At 35.4% G+C, this 24,299-nt stretch carries 21 protein-coding genes; 4 read left to right on the top strand and 17 right to left on the bottom strand.

Going from position 1 to position 24,299, the window contains the following annotated elements:
• Window positions 1-4 precede the first annotated feature (4 nt).
• The 5 genes from RRB46_RS07370 to RRB46_RS07350 are packed head-to-tail and all read right to left on the bottom strand — an operon-like array spanning window position 5 to window position 3,931.
• The gene (locus tag RRB46_RS07370) at window positions 5-397 is read right to left on the bottom strand and encodes an SH3 domain-containing protein (protein WP_311538041.1); all 393 of its coding nucleotides are present in this window, start codon (window positions 395-397) and stop codon (window positions 5-7) included.
• Window positions 397-1,053, bottom strand: coding sequence for a protein tyrosine kinase (locus RRB46_RS07365; protein WP_311538040.1), 657 nt, complete (start codon window positions 1,051-1,053; stop codon window positions 397-399). The genes RRB46_RS07370 and RRB46_RS07365 overlap by 1 nt, the downstream gene beginning before the upstream one ends.
• On the bottom strand, window positions 1,046-2,002 hold the full coding sequence (locus RRB46_RS07360; protein ID WP_311538039.1) for a hypothetical protein: 957 nt from the start codon (window positions 2,000-2,002) through the stop codon (window positions 1,046-1,048). The genes RRB46_RS07365 and RRB46_RS07360 overlap by 8 nt, the downstream gene beginning before the upstream one ends.
• Window positions 1,992-2,783: a glycosyltransferase gene (locus RRB46_RS07355; protein ID WP_311538038.1), complete on the bottom strand. Its 792-nt coding sequence runs from the start codon at window positions 2,781-2,783 to the stop codon at window positions 1,992-1,994. The genes RRB46_RS07360 and RRB46_RS07355 overlap by 11 nt, the downstream gene beginning before the upstream one ends.
• Window positions 2,783-3,931, bottom strand: a complete 1,149-nt coding sequence (locus RRB46_RS07350) for a glycosyltransferase family 2 protein (RefSeq protein ID WP_311538037.1) — start codon at window positions 3,929-3,931, stop codon at window positions 2,783-2,785. The genes RRB46_RS07355 and RRB46_RS07350 overlap by 1 nt, the downstream gene beginning before the upstream one ends.
• Before the next feature lie 184 nt (window positions 3,932-4,115).
• On the opposite strand from RRB46_RS07350, the gene gltS reads away from it, so the two are divergent.
• Complete coding sequence (gene gltS, locus RRB46_RS07345; RefSeq protein ID WP_311538036.1) at window positions 4,116-5,294, top strand: sodium/glutamate symporter; 1,179 nt, start codon at window positions 4,116-4,118, stop codon at window positions 5,292-5,294.
• Between the two features lie 536 nt (window positions 5,295-5,830).
• On the opposite strand, the gene dinB is transcribed toward gltS, so the two are convergent.
• On the bottom strand, window positions 5,831-7,072 hold the full coding sequence (dinB, locus tag RRB46_RS07340; protein WP_311538035.1) for a DNA polymerase IV: 1,242 nt from the start codon (window positions 7,070-7,072) through the stop codon (window positions 5,831-5,833).
• Between the two features lie 142 nt (window positions 7,073-7,214).
• On the opposite strand from dinB, the gene RRB46_RS07335 reads away from it, so the two are divergent.
• Genes RRB46_RS07335 through RRB46_RS07325 form a run of 3 tightly spaced genes read left to right on the top strand, consistent with a single transcriptional unit; the run spans window position 7,215 to window position 8,703 of the window.
• Window positions 7,215-7,607 carry a helix-turn-helix domain-containing protein gene (locus RRB46_RS07335; protein ID WP_296126160.1) on the top strand — a complete coding sequence of 131 codons (393 nt, stop codon included), beginning with the start codon at window positions 7,215-7,217 and terminating at the stop codon, window positions 7,605-7,607.
• Window positions 7,607-8,158: an ImmA/IrrE family metallo-endopeptidase gene (locus tag RRB46_RS07330; RefSeq protein WP_311538034.1), complete on the top strand. Its 552-nt coding sequence runs from the start codon at window positions 7,607-7,609 to the stop codon at window positions 8,156-8,158. The genes RRB46_RS07335 and RRB46_RS07330 overlap by 1 nt, the downstream gene beginning before the upstream one ends.
• Window positions 8,158-8,703, top strand: a complete 546-nt coding sequence (locus tag RRB46_RS07325; protein WP_311538033.1) for a class I SAM-dependent methyltransferase — start codon at window positions 8,158-8,160, stop codon at window positions 8,701-8,703. Before RRB46_RS07330 ends, RRB46_RS07325 begins: the two co-directional genes overlap by 1 nt.
• 89 nt (window positions 8,704-8,792) lie before the next feature.
• On the opposite strand, the gene RRB46_RS07320 is transcribed toward RRB46_RS07325, so the two are convergent.
• The 11 genes from RRB46_RS07320 to RRB46_RS07270 all read right to left on the bottom strand — a co-directional run bounded on the left by RRB46_RS07320 (window position 8,793) and on the right by RRB46_RS07270 (window position 23,962).
• Window positions 8,793-11,351, bottom strand: a complete 2,559-nt coding sequence (locus RRB46_RS07320) for a hypothetical protein (RefSeq protein ID WP_311538032.1) — start codon at window positions 11,349-11,351, stop codon at window positions 8,793-8,795.
• 181 nt (window positions 11,352-11,532) lie between these two features.
• Complete coding sequence (locus tag RRB46_RS07315) at window positions 11,533-14,550, bottom strand: hypothetical protein (RefSeq protein WP_311538031.1); 3,018 nt, start codon at window positions 14,548-14,550, stop codon at window positions 11,533-11,535.
• A gap of 127 nt (window positions 14,551-14,677) precedes the next feature.
• Complete coding sequence (locus tag RRB46_RS07310; protein ID WP_311538030.1) at window positions 14,678-15,310, bottom strand: hypothetical protein; 633 nt, start codon at window positions 15,308-15,310, stop codon at window positions 14,678-14,680.
• Entirely contained in the window at window positions 15,295-15,834 is a 540-nt protein-coding gene (locus RRB46_RS07305) for a DUF4256 domain-containing protein (RefSeq protein ID WP_296126142.1), read from the bottom strand. Before RRB46_RS07305 ends, RRB46_RS07310 begins: the two co-directional genes overlap by 16 nt.
• An 11-nt stretch (window positions 15,835-15,845) precedes the next feature.
• Window positions 15,846-16,151, bottom strand: a complete 306-nt coding sequence (locus RRB46_RS07300) for a nitrous oxide-stimulated promoter family protein (protein WP_296126139.1) — start codon at window positions 16,149-16,151, stop codon at window positions 15,846-15,848.
• Window positions 16,141-16,428 carry a hypothetical protein gene (locus RRB46_RS07295; protein ID WP_296126136.1) on the bottom strand — a complete coding sequence of 96 codons (288 nt, stop codon included), beginning with the start codon at window positions 16,426-16,428 and terminating at the stop codon, window positions 16,141-16,143. The genes RRB46_RS07300 and RRB46_RS07295 overlap by 11 nt, the downstream gene beginning before the upstream one ends.
• Window positions 16,429-16,898: 470 nt before the next feature.
• Window positions 16,899-18,515 carry a chaperonin GroEL gene (gene groL / locus RRB46_RS07290; RefSeq protein ID WP_296126134.1) on the bottom strand — a complete coding sequence of 539 codons (1,617 nt, stop codon included), beginning with the start codon at window positions 18,513-18,515 and terminating at the stop codon, window positions 16,899-16,901.
• Between the two features lie 15 nt (window positions 18,516-18,530).
• Window positions 18,531-18,815, bottom strand: coding sequence for a co-chaperone GroES (groES, locus tag RRB46_RS07285; protein WP_296126132.1), 285 nt, complete (start codon window positions 18,813-18,815; stop codon window positions 18,531-18,533).
• A 362-nt stretch (window positions 18,816-19,177) separates the two neighbouring features.
• Window positions 19,178-20,806, bottom strand: coding sequence for an ABC transporter ATP-binding protein (locus RRB46_RS07280; RefSeq protein WP_297689987.1), 1,629 nt, complete (start codon window positions 20,804-20,806; stop codon window positions 19,178-19,180).
• 136 nt (window positions 20,807-20,942) lie between these two features.
• A complete protein-coding gene (locus RRB46_RS07275) occupies window positions 20,943-22,760 on the bottom strand; it encodes an ABC transporter ATP-binding protein (RefSeq protein WP_311538029.1) in 1,818 nt (605 codons plus the stop codon).
• Between the two features lie 14 nt (window positions 22,761-22,774).
• On the bottom strand, window positions 22,775-23,962 hold the full coding sequence (locus tag RRB46_RS07270) for a radical SAM protein (protein ID WP_311538028.1): 1,188 nt from the start codon (window positions 23,960-23,962) through the stop codon (window positions 22,775-22,777).
• Between the last annotated feature and the right edge of the window lie 337 nt (window positions 23,963-24,299).

Here is a 24,299-nt window from a genome sequence, read left to right as displayed (position 1 = left end):
TTATTTATTTTTTGATGAGTAGGTCATTTCTTATATAACCTGTTTTGCCATTTACTGTTACTCTTGTCCAACCTTCAGTTTCACCTAGATTTAGGATTTCATCATCTGGTCCTACTTCAGCTACTACTGCTGAGTTTTCTGATGGGGCAAGTCTCATGTTGACTGTGTCTTTAACCATGATTTCTACGCCCTCTTCTAAGTCTGAGCTTAGGTTTTTTTCATCTTCTACTTCTTTTCCTAGGTCGGTTTCTTCTTTATTTTTTTCTTCTGGACTTGTTTTTTCTACAACTTGATTTTCTTCACCTTTTGGATGTCTTACTGATACATAAGAATCATCCTGGCATGAACTTAGCAAAATTACAAGCCCTAAAGCTAAGAGTATTTTTAGTTTTTTCATTAATTGCCTCCAAATAAGTCGTCTAATTCATTCTTGTCATATTCATAATTGGTTATTACTACGCCTAGGATTTTGGCTCCTGAATTTTCTAATTGGTCAACTGATTCTTCTAGAAGATAGGTCCTTATTGCTTCTTCATTTGTTAGGATTACTGTCTTATCAGCAAGCCCACAAAATACATTGGCTTCAGCTATTCCTATGTTTTCCTTGGTATTTACAAATATATAGTCGTATTTTACCATAGCTTCATCAAAGAAATTCCTAATAGCTGCTGGCTCTAGATACATATCTTCATAGTCAGCTACCCTGCCTGCCATTAGTAGGTGGAGGTTGTCATTATCCTTTACTACGACTTCATCGAGGGCAAAGTCTCCTAAAAGGCAATCTACAAAGCCTCTCTTGTTGTAGTAGCCTTTGATTTCCTCTAGCTCATCAGCCCTTAGGTTGGCATCGATTATTAGGATTCTTTCGTTTTCTTCAGCTAGGTGTTCTCCCATGACTAGGATTGATTCTATTTTATTTGTCCTATCATCTGTTGCAGTGAAAGCTACTATGGCATCTGCTGGATCAAGCTTGCTTGTTATTTTATCTTCTAGATTGTAAAAGGCTTGGAGGATGATTTCTTTTCTCTCATCTACTTTTTTTCTTCTAAACATCTAAATCTCCCTTCTTATACTTAGGAAGCTTGCCTAGGATTTCTAGCTTGCTTGAGCTTTTGCTTACTTCTTTTTTTAGAGCTGGGTCAAGGATTATTTCTTCTTCCTCTTCTTCTGCTGCATCGACAGCTTCTCTAGCCATATCTATAGCAGATCTATCGATTTTCCTAGTTTCTCCAAGGTTTTCTTCTATCTCTTCTACTTTTTCGATTGGTTGGGTGAAGGCCTCTTCCTTGATATCTTCTTTGACTTCTTCTTTTATTTCTTCTTTAGGTTCTTCTTTTTCGATTATTTCTTCAGCCTCTTGTTTTTCAATCTCTTTTTTATTTTTTTCTACTTGTTTTTTGACTCTTTTTTCTTTTTTCTTCTTTTCTTTTGTTTGCTTATTTCCTTGCTTATCTTTTAGTTTGGAATTATATCTTTTTACTGATACAAATGATCCTAAGAGGTAAAGTAAAAATCCAAGACCACCTGCTATAGCTGCGTAGAATAATGTATTATCAACAGCCTTGGCATTTCCATAAGAGTATTCCATTACACTTGCCCCTGTATTGTAGATGTTGTTAATTACAGTTGCTGAAAGATCTGCATATTCATCTGCCAAGTCTTCTGCCCTTAGCTTGTTGGTATCTTTTACTGAAATATCAATCACAGCCGAATTATCAAGGGCCTTGATATTAATCCTGCTATCAAGTTTTGATAAAGGCCAGCCTATCTTCAAATTGTCCAAAGTCCTTTGTTTTATTGCATTAGAATTAATTACTCCTGCAAATTCTCCTGCAGAATTTGTATCATTTAGGTTTTCTACAGATGTAGTTACAAGCTTAGCGCTTGCCCTATATTCCTTAAAACCTGCAAAGTTTAGGCCAAAATATACAAGCATTGCCACAATTATTCCTGCTATAATTGATGACAGAGTAGCTTGAAACATCGATTTTTTATTTTCCATCTTCTCCTCCATATTGGCTTGCACCCTCAAGCATGAGCCTGCGGGCAGCGCTTTTATTTACTTTCCTTAACATCTCAGGATGTCTTATTATAAATTGTTCTATATATAGCCTGTAGGCTTTGGGAAATAGAGCTCTTGCAAGCTTTCCCTTGTCAAGGAAAAACTTCTCATCAAAGCCGTTAAACCAAGTCGACCCATCGTTGTAGACCCTGGCTATAAGGTCTGTGCTTGTCCTTGCCTTTAGACCACTTCTTATGCAATCTAGGATAAATATCGAATCTTCACCAGATCCATTTTCTGTTCCTGCTCCAAAATTTGTATTTAGATAAATATTTTTCCTAGACACAGCCTTCCTATCAAAGGCAAAGTGAACTGACCCATAGGTCAGGCAATTATAAAAGCCAAGCTTTTTATTTTCCTTAACCTTGATTATCTCCTTACCATCCTGATAAATAATTGTCTTAAAGACAAAAAAATCAACATCAGGATAGGAAATGAAAGCATCCCTAACCTTAGCTAGGTAGCCTTCTTCAAAGACCTCATCATCATCAGCAAAGATAATTATATCAGCCTTTGAATTAAGTAGGCCAAGATTTCTACTCCTGGCAAGGCCTCTTGTATCTGTCGATATCATCCTCACCTTAAAATCATCTGTTATTTTTTCTTCGTAGGCGTTGTGATCTGTCTGATTTATAATTAGGGCATCACATTCTAAGTTAAATTTCTTATAAAAATCTATACTCTCTACATTCATAGCAGAGATTAAAACTTCAACTCTCATTATTTTCTAGTTGTCTCCGCCTTTTCCCAAGTTGGCTTAGAATAGCCTCTTAGCTCCCTATAGCCGCCTATCAATTGGGCAAGCATCATGGCACAATAATATCTTGGGAAATAGAATATTTTGCTCTTAGCCCCTGATAATTGGCCAATTATCGCTAGGGCATAGAAGAATATTTGCATCATGAAAAATGACCCGTAAAAGACTCCTTCTCCTAGGAGGAAGAAGTTAGTGACTAGCAAGACTATATGAAAGAAGGCCTGTAAATACCTTAGGGTCTTGTGGTTGAAGGTAAAAAATGAAAACCACCCATACTCAAATATATTTAGCCTCTTAAGGTTGGTAAATATGTTGGTAAGGATTCTTCTTTGCATCCTGACCTTTCTCTTAAATTCATCTGCTGTAGTCTGGCCTGCCTTTTCAAAGGCCACAGCCTTTGGATTATAAAGGGCCCTCTTGTGGTTTAGGGCTGCGTATAAAGGAAGCTCGTAGTCGTGGCTATTAACTAGGTCAATGTGCCTGTAGTCCTTTTTTCTTACAGCATAAATTGCCCCGTTACCATTGGTTATGGTCTTTATATTAGATTCAATCTTTCTCATCTTAAGCTCAAAATTCCAATAGGTGTTTTCTGCTACAACCGATGAGATTTCATCATCTTCATGATAAATCAAAGACCCGCACACATATTCTATATCATCATCTACAAAATATGACACAAGCTCGCTTATGGCATCTGGCTTAAACATAGAATTGGCATCAGAAAATACAATAATCTCGCCCTTTGCCACTTCTACCGCCTCATTTTGAGCATTGGTCTTGCCCAGGTGGTTTTTGACTGTATTTACCCTGATATCATAGTCAGGGTTTTCTTTAATAAATTTCTCACAAAGCTCAACTGTCCTATCTGTAGATGAGTCATTGGCAATAATTACCTCATAAGATGGATAGTCGGTTTGAATTATATTTTCAAGCTTTTTTTCTATAACATCCTCTTCGTTGTAGGCAGAAATAATCACCGATACGCTGGGTTTTATAGAATAATCTTGTTCATTTTCCCTTTTGATAAGCTTATCTAAAATCAAAAGGGTAAGCGGATAGCCTATCATGGCATAAAATAAGGCAAATCCTGCTAAGTAAAATAAAATTTTCATACACTTCTCCTATTATCTAATTATATTATAAAGGACCATATGATTGCAAGGAGGAGGGGCTTTTTTATTGGAATTTTGCTTAATTTAATTTTAAATTAAAATTAATATATAAGATGAGTAGAAAATATTGATACTTTGAGAAATAAAAGGATAATATCCTTAATAATTTAAGAATGGAGTTATTATGAATATTAAATTAGATATCTTACAAAGTCTGGGACTTGCTATTATAGCCCTTATTATCGGCATGGGCCTTAAGAAAAAAATTTCATGGCTTAGGACTTTTTTTATACCGGCACCTGTTATCGGTGGTCTAATTATTAGCCTTGGAGTTTTTATCTTAGGTCAGGCTGGCCTTGCCTATTTTGAATTTGACAAGATCCTCCAAGACTTCTTTATGAATATATTTTTCACAGCCATCGGTCTTTCAGCATCCTTTGCCATGCTTAAAAAATCTGGATCCCTTGGCCTAAGGCTGGCCCTGGCTATAATTATCCTCCTTCCCCTCCAAAATATTATAGGTGTCGCCCTTTCTAAAGTCCTTGGTATAAATCCCCTTCACGGCATAGCCATGGGGTCAACATCAATGACAGGAGGCATCGGCTCTGCCATAAGCTTTGGCAAAATCATGGAAGATTTGGGAGCTAGTGGGTCTACATCAATTGGAGTTGCTGCTGCTACCTTTGGCCTTTTAGCAGGATCTCTTGTGGGTGGCCCTACAGCCAAAAGACTTATTAATAAGTACGACCTAAAGACAAAGGGATCCCAGTCAGGTCTTGATAATAAGAAAATATCCGCTCTTATCAATCAAGAATCCTTAACCCAAGCCATAATTATAATCGGCCTTGCTGGTCTTTTAGGGACTTTTATAAACAAAGCCCTTGCCCTAACCGGCCTTAATTTCCCATATTATGTGGGCTGTCAATTTGGAGGACTGATCGTAAGAAATATCTACGATATCCTAAAAAAACCGATAAATATGACAAATATAGACACCGTGGGCAATATTTCCCTAAACCTATTTTTATCCCTTGCCCTAATTAACCTCAACCTTAGCGCCATCCTAAGCCTAGCTGGCCCTATGGTTATAATAATGCTTGCCCAAGCTATATTTATCGCTGTCTACACAAGCCTAGTTACATTCAATATCCTAGGCAAGAACTATGATGCAGCTGTCATGGTTGCAGGCCATTGCGGTGTAGGCCTTGGCCAAACCCCAAATGCCATGGCCAATATGGAGGCTATAATCGAAGAAAAGGGCCCAGCAGATGTGGCCATGTTTATCTTCCCTATAGTCCTTGCCATTGCGGTTAACCTCACAAATCCAATAGTTATTACATTTTTTATAAATGCCTTCTCATAAAAAAACTGGCCCCGAGAGGTCAGTTTTTTTCACGCTTTGCTCGAGTGGTCTGCATGGGTCCTCCACGAGCCACATAAACATGCCTTGATTTGGTCGCTCTCGGCCGCTAGGGCAAATTGTTTATGCCGAATAATAGTGCGGTAGCATGGAGAGCTTCGAAGAAGCGACATTCGGACGGGCTTTCTCGCTTCGCTGCGAACCGCTCCGTGGGGCTCCTCAGCTACTGCATCAAGCCTACCAACTATTTGCTTTACAAATGGGGTTAGGCATAGATACGCGCCGGGCGGGCTTTCTCGCTTCGCTGCGAACCGCTCCGCGGAGGCCGCTCCATGAGCCGCGGGGGCTTGTCTCGCTTCGCTCGAGTGCTCCGCACGGGTCCTCCACGAGCCACGATAACATGCCTTGATTTGGCATGTTATCGCCGAATGATAGCGCGGGAGCGCGGAGAGCTTCGAAGAAGCGGCATTCGGACGGGCTTTCTCGCTTCGCTGCGAACCGCTCCGCGGGGCTCCTCTACGCGCCGGAGAGGCGAGTTTCTAACTATTAAAATGCCTAGCTGGCAAGGTTATTATTTCATTCAACTCTTTTGGAAGTTTAATGTCTCTTTTTAGGGCGGCGAAGCTTATGGCATCTTTGCCGTATTTTTTCCTTATTTCATAAAGGGCCTTATCGCATGATTCGCTTTTAAAATATTTTTCGTGGTCTAAAAACATATCTAATTGGCTACCTGATCCTTCCTTATCAAGTCTTATGGCCCTTATACCTACAGCCCTAACTGGCATATCCCAGTCGTATTTTTCCATAAAAAGTTTGTATGCCTTTTGGGCTAGGATTATTGATGATTGGGTGTTTAGGGGTAATTCTTTCTGAAAGGTCTGAGAAAACAGGTCCTTATTTCTGACAAAGACTTCCACCCCTCCAGCCTCAAGACCTGCTTGCCTTAGCCTTCTTGATACAGAAAAGCTAAGCTCCTGGAGGACGTTTTTAACCTCTCCATTATTTAGCAAATCACTCCTACAGGTGGAAGAGTTGCCTATGGTTTTTATGATGTCCTTATGGTTGATGTCAACAACCGGACGAGTATCCCTGCCATTGGCATAAGTCCAAAGATAAACTCCATTTACCCCAAGCAGGTTTTTTAGTAGACTTAAAGGAGCATGGGCAAGGTCTCCTAAGGTGTAAATTCCAATACGATTAAGCTTAGCCTTGGTGGCCCTACCTATGCCGACCATCTCCTCGACAGCCAGCGGCCAAACGAGGTCTTTCCAATTGTCCTGGTCAATGACTGTGATGGCATCAGGCTTTTTCATGTCTGATCCAAGCTTGGCAAAAATCTTGCAAAAAGAAACTCCAATGCTTACAGTAAGGCCGACTTCTTCCTTCATCCTCCTAGAAATTTCCCTTGCTATGTCTAGTCCTGAGCCAAAAAGCTTGGTAGAGCCGGACACATCTATAAAACACTCATCAAGGCCAAAGGATTCGACCTGGTTGGTGTAATCATAATAAATCTTCTTGGCCATCTTTGAATGCTTAAGATACTGGTCATATTGGGGAGGGACAAGGATTAGGTCCCTACACTTAGTAAGGGCTTGCCAAATAGGCTCGCCAGTCTTAACCCCCATCTCCTTGGCCTCTTGGCTTTTGGCTAGGATAATGCCATTTCTGTTTTTAGGATTGCCAGCCACAGCCATGGCCTTTCCCTTAAGGGCTGGGTTAAGCTTAGCCTCGATAGATGCATAGCAAGCGTTCATATCTGAATGTAGGATAATTTTTTTCATATCAAACTCCTCTTGATTTTCTTAGACTTTAAATGTATAGTTAAGACAATAAATGACTTAAGACAATTATAAGACTATAAGTGACTCTTGTCAAGAAAAAAATAAAAATATTAGACTCTAAAAGTCTAGAAAGAGAGTGAATATGAGTTTTGCGACTAAATTAAAAAATCTAAGAGAAGATAAAAGACTAACCCAACAAGAACTAGCCGATCAAGTAAATGTCTCATTAAAGACAATCTCAAGATATGAGCTTGGCCTATCAAAGCCTAGGTATAGAAAGACCTACGACCTCTTGGCTGCCGCCTTAGACACCAGCCACGACTACCTAGTCACAGACGAAGAAGACTTTATCCTAACAGCCCGTGAAAACTACGGCCTAAAGGCTGGCAGGGAAGCAAGAGAGCTTGTAGATGGGGTAATAGGCCTAATGGCAGGGGGAGAAATCCCAGAAGAAGACAAAAAAGCCATCCTAGATGCCATCTCAGAAGCCTACTATATAGCCAGGCAAGAAAACAAAAAACATGGCAGAAAATAATGGCTTACTCATATGATCAAATCTATGAGGATGCTCTTGACCTAATCAAAAAACATGACAGCAGGAATCCAAAAGAAATCCTAAAAGAGCGTGGAGTCCACCTCATAGCCTTTAAGTCTGATACCAAGCTTTTAGGCATGTACAAAATCATCAAAGACTCTCGCTTTGTCTTCTACAACCCAAATGTAGACTATAGGATTTTAAACATGGTCTTTGCCCATGAGCTAGGCCATGACATCTACCACCAGACCTATGCCAAGGAAGGCATGGTAGAATACCAAATCTTTGACATAAATAATGAAATGGAGCTTGAGGCAAATATTTTTGCAGCCCACCTCCTCCTTGATGAGAAAAGCCTATTAGAAGATGTCAAAGAAGGCTACACCTACAACGAGCTAGCGAGCATGTATGATGTCAATGTCAACCTCATGATATTTAAACTCAATGAAATGCACAGGATGGGCATGCCCATCAGAAAGGGAAATCCAAGCCATGCCGACTTTTTCAGGTCAATTGATGGCAGAGATATCAAAAATATGGGGACCTACTAATGGCGAAAAGAATAGTAGATATAGTAAAGGACCTTATAAGGGATAAGAAAGACATAAAAATAGCAGTCGATATGACCGCAGGCACAGGCAAGGATAGCAAATTTATCCTGGATAATACCGATGTAGAAAGGCTTATAGCCTTTGATATCCAAGAAGAAGCTTGTAGAAAAACAAAAGATTTGGTGGGCCTTGACCCTAGATTTTCTTTTATCTTAGATAGCCACGCCCATATCGATAAGTATATAAAAGAGCCCGTAGACCTCATAATCTATAATCTAGGCTACTTGCCAGGGGCAGATAAGTCTATAAGTACCAAGGCAAGTACAACTATTGAGAGCCTAGAAAAGGCCCTTGGTCTTCTAAAAATTGGATCTAGAATAATAATTACAGTCTACCCAGGCCATCCGGCAGGCCAAGTCGAAAGCGCAAGCCTGAAGACCTACCTAGAGGGCCTAGATAATAAGGCCTACTCCTTCCTAGAAATTTCATACACCAACAGGCCCAAGAATCCTCCCTATATCTTGGTCATTGAAAGGGAGAAATAAAGCCCTTTTCCCAAGATTTGCTTGTAGGAAAATTATTTAAATCAAAAAATGATGCCACAGAATCTTAGTCTGCGGCATCATTTTTTAATTTATAGGCTCCTAGCCTCCATTTTTTCTATAAGAATCCTAACTTTTTCTAATAAGAGTTTTTGTCTTATTATTAAAACTTCAAATTCTTTTCTCCTAGCTTCTGGCATCTTTTTGGTCTTTACATATTCTTCTACCCTTGCTAAAAGCTTCATAGATTTTTTGTAGGCTTCTTTTAATTTTTCTAATTTTAATCTTAGGCTTTCTTTCTTATAAATATCTTCTCCTCTTTGAGGATATAAATCTTTGCCTTGTCCCTTACTTAAATCTTTTTCACCTCTTTTATTCTCTTTTTCTGGAGTCTTAGGATTGTTTTCTGGCTTTTTATTTTCCTTTTCTGGAGCCTTGCCTTCGTTTTCTGGCTTTTTATCTTTTTCTGGAGCTTTGCCTTCGTTTTCTGGCTTTTTCTCCTTTTCTGGAGTCTTACCTTCGTTTTCTGGTTTTTTATTTTCTTTTTCAGACTCTTGTTCTTGTTTTCTTTTTTCCTTCAATACTCCCAAGCCAAGTTTTTTCTCATTCAATTTCTTTTCAGATTCTTTTATTTCTTCAAGAATTTGTTTTAGGGAAATCTTCTTTTTATCAAGTTTGTCCTTTATTTCCTTGTAGTCTTTAGCCATTTCTGGAGCTACTCTTTTTTCTAAGCTATCCTTAAGTGTCTTAATATTTTCATTTAGCTTTTCAGACTCAGAATCAAGGTTTTTCTTCTTGTTCTCAATATTTGAAAGCTCATTTTCTGTTTCTTTAAGTGATTTATTTAAGCCTTCATTCTTAGCTTCTAATTGTTTTTTACTAGCTTCTTTATTTTGAATCTCTTTAAGAAGTTTTTCTTTTTCATTTATTTTTTCATCATGGCCTTTGATAGCAGCTTCTTTAGCCTTGATGTCAGCCTTTGTTTGCTTTATTGCTTCATAAGCCTTAGTTTCTTTTTCTTTAGATTCACTTACTTTTGTATCATTTTTAGATTTTGTATTTTTATGATCTGTAATTTTTGCAGTGATTTCTTTTATAGAATCTTCTTTTGTAGTCTTATCTTTTTTGATTTTTTCTAGTCTTTGGGCTTTTTCTTCATTTTCCTTTATTTTCTTTTCGAATGTTTCTTTTTGCTGTACAGCACCTCTGTATATATCATTTAGCCCAACAAGAGTTTTCTTCAAACTCGCATTTTCTTTTTCTTTTTTATCAATCTCTTCTATAACTTCTGGTTTTGTTTCAGCTCTTTGATCTTCAAGATCTCTTAATTGCCCACCAACCTTTTGAAGTTCTTTATCTTTTTTGTCAGTATCTTCATTTACTTTTTGTATATTAGCCTCAAAACCATCCTTACTTTGTCTGTAATAAGCGATTTGTTTATTAACTTGGTCAGCTTTGTTTTCTAGATTTTTTTGCTCTTTTCTAAGATTTTCTAGTTCTGCATTTGCATTTTTTAAATCTTCTTCAATCCTTTGGGCTTGGTCTTGATTCTTATCTTCTTCTGCCATTGCTTTTGCAGATTCAAGGTCTTGGACATTTCTAATCTTATCTTCTATTCTTGCTTTTAAGTTATCTAAGTCTGCTTTATATTTATCATATTCTTTTTGAGCATTTTCTATGTTTGATTCTTGAGTTTTGATATTTGCCTTAAGGTCTTTTATTTTATTTTCATTATTAGTAATCTCATTTTGAATTCTATTATATTCTTTTCCTAGTTCTTCAATTTTTTTCTCATTTTCTGGATTGTAAGAAGGATATTCTGCCCTAAGCTCGCTTATTCTAGCTTCATTTTCCTTTATTTTTTTATTAGCAGTTTCTATTAAATCACCAGTATCTTTTATAGTTTTATTAGATTTATCTAGTTCTATTTTATTTTCTGTATTATCTAGATTTTCTTTTTCTAAAGCTCTTATTTCTTTCTCTATTTCTTCTAAGGCTTTTTGCTCTTTAGCTAAGTCAGATTCAAGCTTTTTAATATCTTTTTCATACCTATCACTAAGTGACTTTTCCTTTTGGTATTTTGCTTGTAATTTTTTGTGGTCTTCTTCTTGTTGAACTAGTTTCTTGCCTAACTCTTCTTTAGCATTTTCTGCTGTTTTCTTAGATTCATTTGCTTCTTGGATTTCTTTTTCTACTTGGCTCTTGTCAGTAGAATTTATTTCAGAGATTTTTTTCTTATTATCTTCTATTTGCTTTTTAAGTTCTTCTTTTTTAAGCTCAGCTGCTTTTTTATTTTCTTCAAGGTCTTTTAGGGCCTTTTCCTTATTTTTCTTTTCTTCTTTTAGCTTATTTAGCTTATCTAGGTCAGCCTTGCTTTCTTTATCTAATTTGCTTTTTATATCATTTAATTGCTTTTCAAGCTTTGATATTTCTTCTGTTAATTGTGTCTTTTCTTTTGTTTTAACGTCTAATTCTTTTTGTTTTTCTTGGATTTCTTGTTCTAGTTTCTTGATTTCATCTTCTTTTTTTTCATTTTTGATGCCTGCTTTGCTATCGTCTATAGCAGCTAGGGCTCCGTTAAAGTGGCCTAAAAATACGCTTGTCGACAGGGCTGTGATTAGGGCTAGTTTTGCAAGATTTCTTCTTTTCATATGGGTCTCCTTTATAATGTATTATATATGCTTGATAGATTTATATTTTTTATTATAAAAAATCCCCTATTAAATTTATATTAAGAAAGACATTTTTTTGCAATAAAACTAAAAGCATCGAATGTGACTATTTAGCCATCTTCGATGCTTTATATCTTTTTAACAAATATTTTTTTTAATTTTATTTCTTATTTTTTTCTCCACTTTTTTTAAGACCTATATATATTCCTCCAGCCACTACTAAGACGCCTGCTACCTTTGCCATTCCTCTTATACCTGTTTTTACAGCATGGCCTGGGCTTGTTACTGTGGAAACTTGTCTTGTGACTGTATTTGTGTCAGGATTTTGTCTGACTGTTGTGGTTGATACTACAACCTTGGCATTTATGAGGTCTTCTAGCTCTTTTTTGACTAGGTCATAGTCATCCATAGTCTTGCCTGGTTGGTTAAGACTGTTGATTTTATCAGCTATTGCCTGTCTCTTATCAGCTGCTATTTTCATCTGCTTGTCTTTAAATTCTTGGGCTAGGGCCTTGATTGAATCCTCAAACTTGTCCCCATCTAGGTTTTCGATGGCCTTCTTTAGGTCATCTCTAGTTTTCTTGAGGTCTTCTGTGTTTGGATTTGTATCTTTTATGAGCTTTTTGGCTGCCTCTAGGGCCTTGTCATAAGCATCTCTGTGGATTTTCCTTGCCTTTTGATATTTAAAGGAGCCTTCCTTAAGCTTTTTATCTGCTTCTATCAGCTGGTTAAGTTCTGCTAGAATCTTATCCCTTTCTTCAAGAGGATTTTTATCTTCTGCCATCTTATTGATGAAGTTTGCTATAGCTGGGTCATTCATAACTTCTTTTAAACTTGCTAAAGCTTTTGCTTGCTTATCCTTATCATCTGGATGATCAATAGAATCCTTGGCTAATTTGAGGGCTTTTTCAAGTCTTTGTTTAGTCGCCTGGTTGATATCCTTATAGTCTTTGTTCTCTTTTATCATAGATAAAAGCTTGTAGAACTTATTGATTTGGTATCTTTCTAAGCTGATTTTGCCTGATAAAAAGTCCCTGGTATTTACTATTGAATCTAGGATTTCAGCAGCCTCTGCGCTGTCAAATTTAGCGCCCATCTTTAAAGCTTTTGCCCTTGCTATTAGCTTGTCATATTCTTCTGCTGCAGCCTTTTTGTTTGGGTCTGCATCTGCCTTTTTGGCATCTAGGTAGTAGTTTGTTTCTACAAATACTTCAGCTATATATAGCTCGTTATTTAGCTTTCTTTCAAGAGTTGATATCTTGCCTTCTATTTCTTTTCTTGAATCTTCAAGGCTCTTGCTTATCCTTGCAAGCTCAGCCTTTGAAGGCTTATCCTTGCCTAGTTCCTCCTTGGCTTGGCTTATCAATTTCTTGTAATTTTCGATGATTTCAGCCTTGCTTGAGTCAGCTTCGATGTCCTTATAGGCTTTTTGTGCCCTGAAGTTGTCATCATCTGCTACAAGTTCTTTTAGCCTATCTATGCTTGTATAGTCAAGCTTTTTGATGGCATCTTTTAATTTATTGTAGGCCTTGGTGATTTCATCGAGTGTTTTCTCTTCCCCAGCTGCCTTCCTGTCTAGGAGATATTCTGCATCTCTTAGGGCTTCATTGTAGGCTTCTTGGGACTGTTTTTCCGCATTTACAAATTTTTGGCTGGCCCTTAGGTCTTCCTTGCCATCTACAAGTTTTTTAAGCTCAGCGAGGGCTTGGTCAATACTTGTAAAGTTTGAGTCCTTCTTATCTATAGCTTCTTTTGCAGCTAAGATATCATCATAGGCTTTTTTTATTTCTTGGTCTGTGACAGATGCCTTATCTTTCTTTTCTTTTTCTAGAAGATCTTTAGCGCTTTCTAGGGCCTTATCAAAGGCTTTTTTGGACTCTTCGTCAGATGTTTGCTTATATGTGAGGCTTTCTTTAAACTTCTCTGCTTCTTTTATAGAATTTTCTAGGACAGTCGTTCTTGAATCTTCTGGCTTTGGACTTTTTTGAAGGATTTCATCTGTAGTTTTATTAAGGTCTTCTGCTAATGTTTTGGCTTCATCAAAAGTAACTTCTTTTTTCTCTTTTTTAGCTAATAAGTCCTTAGCCTTTTCTATTTCTTGGCCATATTTTTCTTTTAGCTTAGATTCTTCTTTAAAGACATCTTTTTCAAGCAATGAATCTATGCTAGGCTTAGCATCTACGTATTCCTTAAGCTTTGCAAGGGCCTTATCTAGGTCTGTAAGGTCAGATTCCTTGCTATCTTGATATTTAACTGTCTTTAAATTTAGACTTTTGCCATCTATATCAAGTCTTACCTTGGCTAGGGCCTTAGTGGCTTCTAGGACCTTGTTATAGTCTTCATTTGAATTTTCAAGCTTATCTTTTTCTTTGTCTATGGCTGCAAGTGCCTTAAAGGCCTTGTCATAGGCTTCTTTTAGGTCGTCTTTAGCCTTTTTGTAGGCTTCTTGGGCTTTAAAATCCTCATCTGTTGATAAAAGCTCTTTCATATCATCTAATACATCTTTAAAGTCTATTACAGCTGTATAGAAGCTATCCCTGTAGCCTTCTGGATTTATCCTTATATCAAGAGCTGCTAGGTCATCTTCTGTTGGCATAGGATATTCTTTATCATCTCCTAGCTTTTCCTTTACAGCTTTGAAATTTGCTTCTAGCTTGTCATTTAATTTGATTAGGTCCTGACCAGTGGCTTTTTCAAGATTTTCTTCCTTTAAAATCTCCATTGCCTTTGCTAAATCATCTCTAAATTCCACAAAAATACTAGGATCTTCTATATTTGTATCCTTGTTATTTTCGACTAGTCTTTCAGATATAATTATAGAACTTTTAAGATTTTTAAGATTATTTTCAGCATCATCTGAAAGTTTGTTTAGACTTTCAAATAAATTCTTTTCATGGACCTTTAAGACCTTTGCGGTAATATTTTTTGAATCTAGGTAGGATTTTGCCCCATCAATAGCTTCTTTATAGGCATTTTGTGCCTTTTCTGACGCAAGCTTATAAGGTATTGACCCTATCACTTGCTCGTAATCTTCTATATAGGACTTTATTACATCAACTTTTTCTTTAATTTCTAAATTTGTCTCTTCTGTCGCATAGGATTTTTCTATATATGTAGGATTATTAACCCCTATAATTAGTCCTAGACTTAAAAGACTTACTATTATTTTTTTGTTCATTTAACTCTCCTGCAAGCCTTTCCCTTATTCTAAAGTTAGGGCTCATGTGCTTCTTATTATTATATTATATTGTATAAATTTGTCAAAATACACATCTTTATGACTTTTTATATTTTTATATAATTTGCTAATATCTTTGAAAAAACACCTCGCCCTTAGTCTTGTTATAGAGGATAAAACCCCTTATCTTCTGCCCATCTTGGCTGGATTTTTTGGCTAGATCAACAAGCCTTTCATCTTTTTCCAAATCTTTAATCGGTGCACCTGGCCTATAGAGGATGTAGTCATCTTCTTTATCTAGACCTAGGGCGAAGTCTACATTGTAGTAGATATCATCATGAGCACCTTCCTTGCTTGTAATCTTGTAATCGAGAAGTTTTGCCTGGTAGCGGTATTCATCTAGCATACTTGTAAGGTCAATTTTGCCACGAAATTCTGACGAGTGGATTTCTTCTGCATGATAATAGATTTGAGCCCTTCCTGTTAGGCCGTAGTCTTTGCCATCTGCGGCAATTTTTCCAAAATAATCTCCCCTAAAATGACCATCATTTTCAAAAATCACCTTTGTTTGACCAGTGTCTTCGCCATAGGTCCTAATTAGGGTTTGAGAATTAAGCTTAGCTAGGATTATGGACTTTATTTCTTCAAAACTTGGTTTTTCTTCTCTTACTTCCACCTTTTCTGGCTGGGGTTTTTCAGAACATCCTGCAAGAGCTAAGAGGCAAAAGACCCAAATTATCCTTATCAGATTTTTACGCAAGCCCTAAATCCTCTTGTTTGGTAGTAGGAATCTGCCCCGTTATGGTAGGTAAAGGTCCTGTCGTATTTTTTGCTACAAAATAGGGCCCCTCCCAAGTTTCTTATCTCTTCTGGTGTCTGGATCCAGGAGCTTGTCTTTGTATCAATATCTTCTATGGCTTGGATGGCATAGTATTCATCTTCTTTTATAAGTCTTAGGCCCATTTTTTCAGCTTCTTCCTCAGCTGATGAAAGTGGTGGATCATTCTTTCTTTCTTCCCTGGCCTTTTTGTCATAGCAGAGGCTGCGTCGGCTTTCTGGACTTTCTTTTGACATATCCACATAGACAAGTCCCCTAAAGACTTCTAAATCTATTAAGTCAGGTTCTCCACCTGTTTCTTCCATCTTTAGGACTGCGTCGTAGAGCTTGTCATTGGTCGCTAGGGAACTTTGAACAAAGTCCCATTTTATATGTTTATGTCTGTGCATATTGGCCTTAAACCTGTCTTCTAATTTTTGTAAAAACTTCTTGTCAATTTTATCCATTAGGCTTCTCCTTACGATTTCTTAGATCTAAGTTCTGCTAGTTTGTGGGCTAATAAGGCCTTTGGTCTTAGAAAAATCATCCTAGGCCCTGCATATTTCATAACCTTTTTTATAAGCTTTCTATGTTCCTTATCATAACAATGAATCTTGCAAGTTGAGCAAAAGGGTTTATCATCCCCATGGGGACAGGCTTCTAGCCTTTTTTTGACATAGGATTTTAACTTATCCTTATCATAATTTTCACTAGGGTTGCCCTTGTAATAGATATCTATCATCTGCCAAACAATTGCAAGTCCCCTATCGCCTTTAGTCTTCATTTCCCATTTCAGCTAATTTTTTGATAGCTTCAAGGTCTGTAGGGTCTTCTATGCCCGCTTCTTTTAAAAGATCCATAATCTTATCAGAAGTTTCAGATAATTGGTTTGAAAGATTTTCTAATTCAACTAGAGAATCTGCCTCGGTCTTCTCTGCTTTTTTTGGTTCATCGACATAGTAAACCTTTCCTGTCTTTGGGTCAAAGCCTACTGTTCCTGATGTATTATCAGCTATATCTATATCGTTTCTATCTTTATTGTCATTTTTTGCTTCTAACATAATTACTCCTTATTTTTTATCTACCTATATTTTATCATTTTTACTTGGGAAATAAAAGCTTATTTGCTTTTATATTGCTTATGGGCTATTTTCATAAAAAAATCAGGAGGTTTTTTCTCCTGATTTTTGGGTTTTGCTTAAAGTTTTGTTTCTGACTCAATGCTTGGGGCTTTTCGAGCTTCGCTCGACCGCTCCGCGGGGGTCCTCTGCGCGCCGCTTTCTCTCTCGCTTCGCTGCGAGGTGGTCTGCACGGGCCCTCTACGGGCCACGTAAATATGCCTTGATTTGGCATATTTACGCCGAATGATAGTGCGGGAGCACGGAGAGCTTCGTAGAAGCGACATTCGGGCAGGCGTGTTTCGAGCTAAAGCTCGACCATTCCATGGAGGCCGCTCCACGAGCCGCGGGGGCTTGTTTCGAGCTTCGCTCGACCGCTCCGCGGGGGTCCTCCATGAGGCGGACGGCCTTGTCTAATACATAGGCATCTGTGGTGCTGGCATTGCTGGCTCTTCTTTTGGGATGTCTGCTACTGCGGCTTCTGTTGTGAGTATCATTCCTGCTACGCTTACTGCGTTTTGTAGGGCTGATCTGGTTACTTTTGTTGGTTCTACTATGCCTGCTTCGAACATGTTTACGAATTCGTTGTTGTAAGCGTCGTAGCCTTCTTCTTTGCCGCTGTTTTTAACTTTTTCTACTATTACTGATCCGTCTAGGCCTGCGTTTGCTACTATTTGTCTTAGTGGGGCTTCTAGGGCTCTTTCTATGATTAGGGCTCCTGTTTTTTCATCTCCTATTAGGCTTTCTCTTAAGGCTTCTACCTTATCGATTGCTCCTACTAGGACTACTCCACCGCCTGCTACGATTCCTTCTTCTACTGCTGCTCTTGTTGCTGATAGGGCATCTTCGATTCTGTATTTCTTTTCTTGCATTTCTGTTTCTGTAGCTGCTCCAACATTGATTACTGCTACTCCGCCTGCAAGTTTGGCTAGTCTTTCGGCTAGTTTTTCTTTTTCGTATTGGCTTTCTTCGCTTGCTTGTTGAGTTTTGATTACTTCTACTCTTTCAGCTAGTTTTTCTTTTTCGCCCTTGCCTTCTACTATGGTTGTGTTGTCTTTGTCTACTTTTACTTTCTTAGCTGAGCCTAGCATGTCGATTGTGGCTTCTTTTAGGTCCATTCCTAGCTCTTCGCTTATTACTGTTGATCCTGTTAGGATTGCTAGATCTTCTAGCATGGCTTTTCTTCTGTCACCATAGCCTGGAGCTTTGACTGCTACTACATTGAAGGTTCCTCTTAGTTTGTTTAGGATTAATGTTGTGAGGGCTTCGCCGTCTACATCATCTGCGATGATTAGTAGTGGTCTTGATTCTTGGACGATTTGTTCAAGGAGTGGTAGGACTTCTTGGATGTTTGAGATTTTCTTATCTGTTAGAAGGATGTATGGGTCATCTAGCTCTGCTATCATCTTTTCATTGTCTGTGGCCATGTATGGTGATAGGTAGCCCTTGTCAAATTGCATTCCTTCTACTACATCCAGGTAGGTGTCTGTTGTTTTTGACTCTTCTACTGTGATTACTCCATCGTTGCCTACTTTTTCCATGGCATCTGCTATTAGCTTACCGATGTTTTCATCTTGTGATGAGATTGTGCCGACATTTTCTATAGCTTGTTTATCTTCTACTTCTTTTGAGTTTTCTTTGATGTAGTCTACTACTATGTCGGTTGCTTTTTTAAGACCCTTATTTAAAACTACTGGATTTGCTCCTGCTGCTAGGTTTTTAAGGCCCTCTTTGATGATTGCATGGGCAAGTACTGTGGCTGTGGTTGTACCATCACCTGCTACATCGTTTGTCTTGGTTGCTACTTCTTTTACAAGTTGAGCTCCCATGTTTTCAAATCTATCTTCTAATTCTATATCATTTGCTATTGTTACACCGTCGTTTGTGATTGTTGGTGCACCATAAGCCTTGTCTAATACTACGTTTCTTCCCTTTGGTCCAAGAGTTACTCTTACTGCATTTGCAAGTTTATCAATACCTCTTTCAAGACCATCTCTTGCGTCTTTTCCAAATTTAATATCTTTTGCCATTTATATCTCTCCTTCTTAAGCTTCTACTACTGCTAAAATGTCATTATATTTGACAACTATATATTCGCTATCTTCTAGCTTTACATCTGTTCCTGCGTATTGAGAATAAATAACCTTATCCCCTACCTTTAGAGAAGCTTTTTTCTTTTCGTCATTTTCTATATCTGCGCTTATAGCTACTACTTCAGCGTATTGTGGTTTTTCTTGAGCACTTTCTGGAAGCACTATGCCGCTTGCTGTTGTTTTTTCAGCTTCAGCTTTTTTTATAACAATTCTATCTCCAATTGGTTTTAAATTCATTGTATGATCCTTTCTTTATATATGAAATGATAGGCGTTAGCACTCATGAACTTCGACTGCTAACTCATAATAATAGTATACTAAGAAGATAATTTTTTGCAAGTTTTATCAAAAAAAGACCTAGGCGACATAAGCCCAGATCTATAGACTAAAACTTTTGTTATTATGGTGGGATATTTTCATTAGGCAAGGCCCTATTCCAAGTATAGAAAGTTAGAGCAAACAATATCTCTGTATATACAGCGAAAAAATCACCTACTTTATTATGAAAAATTATCCGTTACTCTAAAACATAATTAATAGTACGATTAAGATTTTAAGCGATACTCAACTTCTTAATCCAAATAATCAATATTCTAAAATTAATTATTTAAATATGGCACGCTTTGTGTCAAGTAAAGTTTTTTGTAGAGTCCGTTTCTTTTAATTAGCTCATCATGATTTCCAATTTCTTCTACTTTTCCATCCTTCATAACTATTATTTTGTCTACAAAGCGAGTCATTGCTAATTTATGGCTAATTATTATTGCAGTTTTACTAATAGATAATTCTAAAAAATTATTGAATAATTTTTCTTCTTCTATAGAATCAATAGCCGAAGTAGGTTCATCAAAGATTATCAGATTCGAGTCCTTGAAACTTGCTCGTGCAATGGCAAGCTTTTGCCATTGACCTCCTGAAAGTTCTACTCCATTGAATTGTCTAGATAACATTGTAGCAAGTCCATCTGGAAATATATTTTTATTCAGGCTTAAATTAGAAAACTCAAGATGAGTAACAAGGTCATCTAAGCATGTCTTTTTGTTATAATCACTTATTCTTATATTTTCTTCTAAATTAATTTTATATCTTGAAAAGTCTTGAAAGACTATTGAAATATTGGATGCTATGTCGAAATTACAATCTTTAATATCTATATTATCGTATATGATTCTACCCCTTGTCGGCTGGTATAGTCCTGATATGATTTTCGCAAGAGTTGACTTTCCTGATCCATTTTCTCCTACAATCGCAACTGTTTCTCCTGCCTTTATTTTAAAATTAATATACGTAAGGGAATTTTTATTACTTTCTGGATATGCAAATGACACATTTTCTAATTCAATTGCAGGAGCTTTCTTGAATATTAGCTGTCTATTAATTATGATTTCCTTTTCCATAAAGTCTATAAAGTTTTCTACGAAGGCAATTTGCTTTATAGCAGAACCTATCACATAGAATATAAATTCCTCAGCCATCATTATAAGCATATTTATAGATGCTATGATAGCTCCAAAGTTGCCTATTGTTATTAGCCCCTTAATTAAATAATCTACCAGTAACATGAGACTTAAGATATTTGATAATATTAAGGGAAGCTTAAAAATAGTCTCAATTCTTGCAGATTTTTTTTGCGTATAATAAATATTTTTATTCAAAGCCAAAAGGCTCGCTCTATATTTTTGCATAAAGAAAGTAAACGCTCCAAGCATTCTAGTTTCTCTGACTCTTATATTACCAATCATACAATCCTTGTAATGATTACTTTCTCTCCTGAGAGGACTTATATTATCCTCTAAGCTTTGGTAAAGTTTTTTCTTAAACATTTGTGATAAAACTGGACCTATGAAAAATACAAATAATACTGCTATAAGGGTCGGATTAATATTATAAAAATATATGGTCAAGCTAATAAAGTAAGGAAAGTATGTAAATATCCCCAGAACAATACCTGTAACCAAAGAAACTATACTAGACAATCCTTGTGAAGCCTTCTCCATGCTTAAAAGATTGTCTCTAGATTCAAAAAAAATCGAATCTAAGTTTGAACATTTCTGATTGAAGTTCTTTTCTATATGACCATTAACTCTTTCTTCGAAATCACTTGATAAGCTTGTGTTAATGCTATTTACTATGGGATTTGCCACAATAGCTAACATTAGTCCAAAGAAACTTCTAATAACATATATGTATTTAATATTTCCATCTATATATAATTCTATATTATTCAAAAACTCATCTAGCTTTATAGTATTAAAGGCTAGTATAAAAGCCAATAGCAAATTAACACAACAAATTATTAAAAAATAAAAAGGACAGGCTTTTATTACAAATTTAAACGACAATAGGATACTTCTAATTTTTTTCTTATTTTTCATCTTTATACCATTGTTTCTGTTTATTAAACATCGTTTGATAAAGTCCATCCTTACCAAGCAAAGATTTAAAATCTCCTTCTTCGACTAGCTTTCCTCCGTCAAGTACAAATATTTTATCTGAAAATACAGTGGAAGCTAGGCGATGGCTAATAAGTATTGTGAGTTTATCTTTATTTTCCTTATTAAAAATCTCATAAAGAGCCTTCTCACTGAAAGGGTCTAAAGCCGAGCTTGGCTCATCAAGAATTCTTATAGGCCTGTTATTAATAAGTGACCTCGCAATGGCGAGTTTTTGCCACTGTCCTCCAGAAATATCTACTCCATCTTGTTCAAGTTTTCCTAGTGGGGTATCTATACCACTACTTAGTCTCGATATTAAATCTGATAATTCAAGTTTTTCGATAATTTCTAATAATCTTTGCTCATTCGACCTTTCATTAATATTTTCTATATTTCCAACTTCTATATTTTCTCTAAGACTAATATCATATCTTGAATAATCTTGGTATACTACTGAAAACATAGATTTTATCTCATCTGCCTTATAATTTTTTATAGAGACCCCATTTATTAGAATCTCTCCAACATAATCATCATACATTCCTGTTAGTAGCTTTATAATAGTGCTCTTTCCACTGCCATTTTTCCCAACAAAGGCATAACTCTTTGATCCTTCCATTCTTAAACTTAAATTTCTAATTATATAGTCTTTTGTATTAGGATATTTAAAGGAAACATTTTTAAATTCTATGTTTTTTATCTTAACATTATTACTGCTAGGTAACGAAATATATGAAAAGTCTTTTTCTAAATCAAATAGCTTAGACAGATCGTTTATATAACTAACTGAATTGGATAAACTTTCTACATATTCGGGTAACTGCCAAGATAAATCAGGAATCATCGATATGATACTATTTACGACAGAAATAAATAAACCTAATCCTATCTTACCATCTTTTAAAGTATTTAATAATATAAGTATTACAGAAGTTATCAAAAAAGAAGTTAGTAGTCCAGTAACTTCCGAACCTATTAACCATTTTATGTGCGCCTTTAACTTTATTTTCCTCGATAAATTATAATTCTTGTACCATTGATTATTAATATAAGTTGAAAACTTAAAAATATTTCTTTCATTAGCAAAAAATCGACCTCTCAAAAGTTTTGTGAAATATGTAACTCGCCTTTGATAAATTTCCTTTTCAATATTAGCTTTATAGTTAATTTTTCCAGCTTTATCAGCCAATATAAAGGTAGGAAATGATAATAGTCCAATAATTATTGTAGCCATAGGTATTTTAACAAATAAAATTACCATAATGCCAATAATTTTAATAAACAAACTAATTGCTTTGAGTAAATCTATATATGCTTTTGATAAATTAAGCTCTGGTTCATGGCTTACTCTTGAAAGTAAATCTAGAGAATCTCCATCTTCAAAATATTTATACTTTAGCGAAGCTATAATTTCGATTAAATCAACTCCTAGATTTTCACTAATTCTATTTTTAAATCTAATATCCAAATTATCAATGAAAATAGAATACATACTAGAATAAAGTAAGCAAAAAATTATCAATATCAAGGAAAAATAGAAAGAACTATAAGAACTATTACCATAGTATATACTACTTACACTATCAATAAAAGAAGAAATAGCCATTAAAGAAACAAGGGGAACTATTCCATTAATAAAGCTAAAAATGGCTAGAAATAAAGACTCATAATATGCGTAATTAAAGCAAATTCTTGGAATATCTAAAACATTTAATTTATTTTTGTTAAAAAAAACATACTCTCTCATACTTTTTCCTTTTATCAAAAGTAAATATAATTACTAAAAATTTTATTGAATCTTTTTTCAGATACCTCATAAATTCTCATAAGAGTTTTTATTGTATACTCATAATATCTTTTTCTTTCACAATCATTAATATTTTGAATCATTTTTTCATTCCCCAAATAATACTGTGCTATACATTTAGAGCATAAATTCCTCGCCCAACAGTTATTACATACAGGATTATTCTTACTATTGACATTATTAATCTTTTTAAAATCAATATCTTCTTTTATAAGACTGATACAATGATGCCTTTTAGAATCAGTATCAAATGTTTCAGAATATCCTTCAATTACATCATTACAAAACCACTCTGAAGATCTATTATATATTATTGCTTCTAATACATCTCTTGTGTATGAAATAATATCTTTATTCTTTGAATTATTAATTATTCTATCAAATGAGTGTTCTATATCTAATTTTACATTTTCATTATCATGAATCTTATTTAGTTTTAGATTAGGATCTTCCGTAATGACATCAGATATATGATATGCTATACCTAGTTTATCAAAAAATTCAATTAACAAGTTTTTATCAAAAAAATCTTCATGATATTTTGTGTATGTGCAATTCAAAGTGAGATTATTTTTTAAGCCAACCTTACATAATAGCTTTATTGTTTCATAAATTTTGTCATATTTTAAGTTCTTTCTAAGTTTATCATTTATAATTTCGGGTCCATCTATACTCAATATAATATTAAAATTGAATTTATCCAAAAAATCAATAATTTCATCATCAATCAACGTAGCGTTTGAAGTTATAGATAAGCTAGAAACAGAAAGTTCATCTCTAAGATTCTCTGTTAAATATTTCATAATTTTAAAATTAAGTATTGGTTCTCCTCCAAAAAAATTAACATTTGCTATTTTATCATAATTAAGAGTTAAATAATCTAATATTCTATCCGCTGATGTTTTATCCATTAAGGGACTAGTATGACCAAAATACTCTCTATTTTGATAACAATATAGGCATTCACCATTGCATTGTGTAGTTATAATTAAATCTAATTTTTCTAATCTTCTTGGTACTGCTCTTACAAACTTATTGTCTCTTCTTATTTCATTTGTATCATCTATTTTATTTTTATATAACTCAAATGTTGAACCATCGAAAATATAAACATTATCATTAACTTTTGTTTTATAAATCAATATTATATCCTCTTACAATATTAATATACTAAGCTTAGTAGGTATCTAAATACCTACTAAGCAAGTATTTCTACTTATTAGTTGAACCAGTTTTGTGAACTCCACAGTTAGAAGGAGTAGCTCCCTTATTGCTTTTGTTCATTCTAACAACTTTTATTCTCATAATAACCTCCTATATAATATTAAGAATATTCTCAATATTAGAATACAATATCCTAAATTATATTTCAAAGGCACATGTGCCTTTGACAAGTTTCATAAGATTTTATACTATTAAAACTAAAAGACCAGCTATCAAATGTCAAGAAAAAATCAAAAAATAATTAATCTTGTAATT

Origin of the sequence: uncultured Anaerococcus sp. (genome assembly GCF_963512375.1) — a bacterium.
Classification (GTDB): Bacteria; Bacillota; Clostridia; order Tissierellales; family Peptoniphilaceae; genus Anaerococcus.
This window is presented reverse-complemented; position numbering and strand designations above follow the sequence as displayed.

Bases quoted from the DNA above. Each gene is read 5' to 3' on its own strand.
- RRB46_RS07370 (WP_311538041.1), bottom strand. From the start codon at position 397: ATGAAAAAACTAAAAATACTCTTAGCTTTAGGGCTTGTAATTTTGCTA.
- RRB46_RS07365 (WP_311538040.1), bottom strand. From the start codon at position 1,053: ATGTTTAGAAGAAAAAAAGTAGATGAGAGAAAAGAAATCATCCTCCAA.
- RRB46_RS07360 (WP_311538039.1), bottom strand. From the start codon at position 2,002: ATGGAAAATAAAAAATCGATGTTTCAAGCTACTCTGTCATCAATTATA.
- RRB46_RS07355 (WP_311538038.1), bottom strand. From the start codon at position 2,783: ATGAGAGTTGAAGTTTTAATCTCTGCTATGAATGTAGAGAGTATAGAT.
- RRB46_RS07350 (WP_311538037.1), bottom strand. From the start codon at position 3,931: ATGAAAATTTTATTTTACTTAGCAGGATTTGCCTTATTTTATGCCATG.
- gltS (WP_311538036.1), top strand. From the start codon at position 4,116: ATGAATATTAAATTAGATATCTTACAAAGTCTGGGACTTGCTATTATA.
- dinB (WP_311538035.1), bottom strand. From the start codon at position 7,072: ATGAAAAAAATTATCCTACATTCAGATATGAACGCTTGCTATGCATCT.
- RRB46_RS07335 (WP_296126160.1), top strand. From the start codon at position 7,215: ATGAGTTTTGCGACTAAATTAAAAAATCTAAGAGAAGATAAAAGACTA.
- RRB46_RS07330 (WP_311538034.1), top strand. From the start codon at position 7,607: ATGGCTTACTCATATGATCAAATCTATGAGGATGCTCTTGACCTAATC.
- RRB46_RS07325 (WP_311538033.1), top strand. From the start codon at position 8,158: ATGGCGAAAAGAATAGTAGATATAGTAAAGGACCTTATAAGGGATAAG.
- RRB46_RS07320 (WP_311538032.1), bottom strand. From the start codon at position 11,351: ATGAAAAGAAGAAATCTTGCAAAACTAGCCCTAATCACAGCCCTGTCG.
- RRB46_RS07315 (WP_311538031.1), bottom strand. From the start codon at position 14,550: ATGAACAAAAAAATAATAGTAAGTCTTTTAAGTCTAGGACTAATTATA.
- RRB46_RS07305 (WP_296126142.1), bottom strand. From the start codon at position 15,834: ATGGATAAAATTGACAAGAAGTTTTTACAAAAATTAGAAGACAGGTTT.
- RRB46_RS07300 (WP_296126139.1), bottom strand. From the start codon at position 16,151: ATGAAGACTAAAGGCGATAGGGGACTTGCAATTGTTTGGCAGATGATA.
- RRB46_RS07295 (WP_296126136.1), bottom strand. From the start codon at position 16,428: ATGTTAGAAGCAAAAAATGACAATAAAGATAGAAACGATATAGATATA.
- groL (WP_296126134.1), bottom strand. From the start codon at position 18,515: ATGGCAAAAGATATTAAATTTGGAAAAGACGCAAGAGATGGTCTTGAA.
- groES (WP_296126132.1), bottom strand. From the start codon at position 18,815: ATGAATTTAAAACCAATTGGAGATAGAATTGTTATAAAAAAAGCTGAA.
- RRB46_RS07275 (WP_311538029.1), bottom strand. From the start codon at position 22,760: ATGAGAGAGTATGTTTTTTTTAACAAAAATAAATTAAATGTTTTAGAT.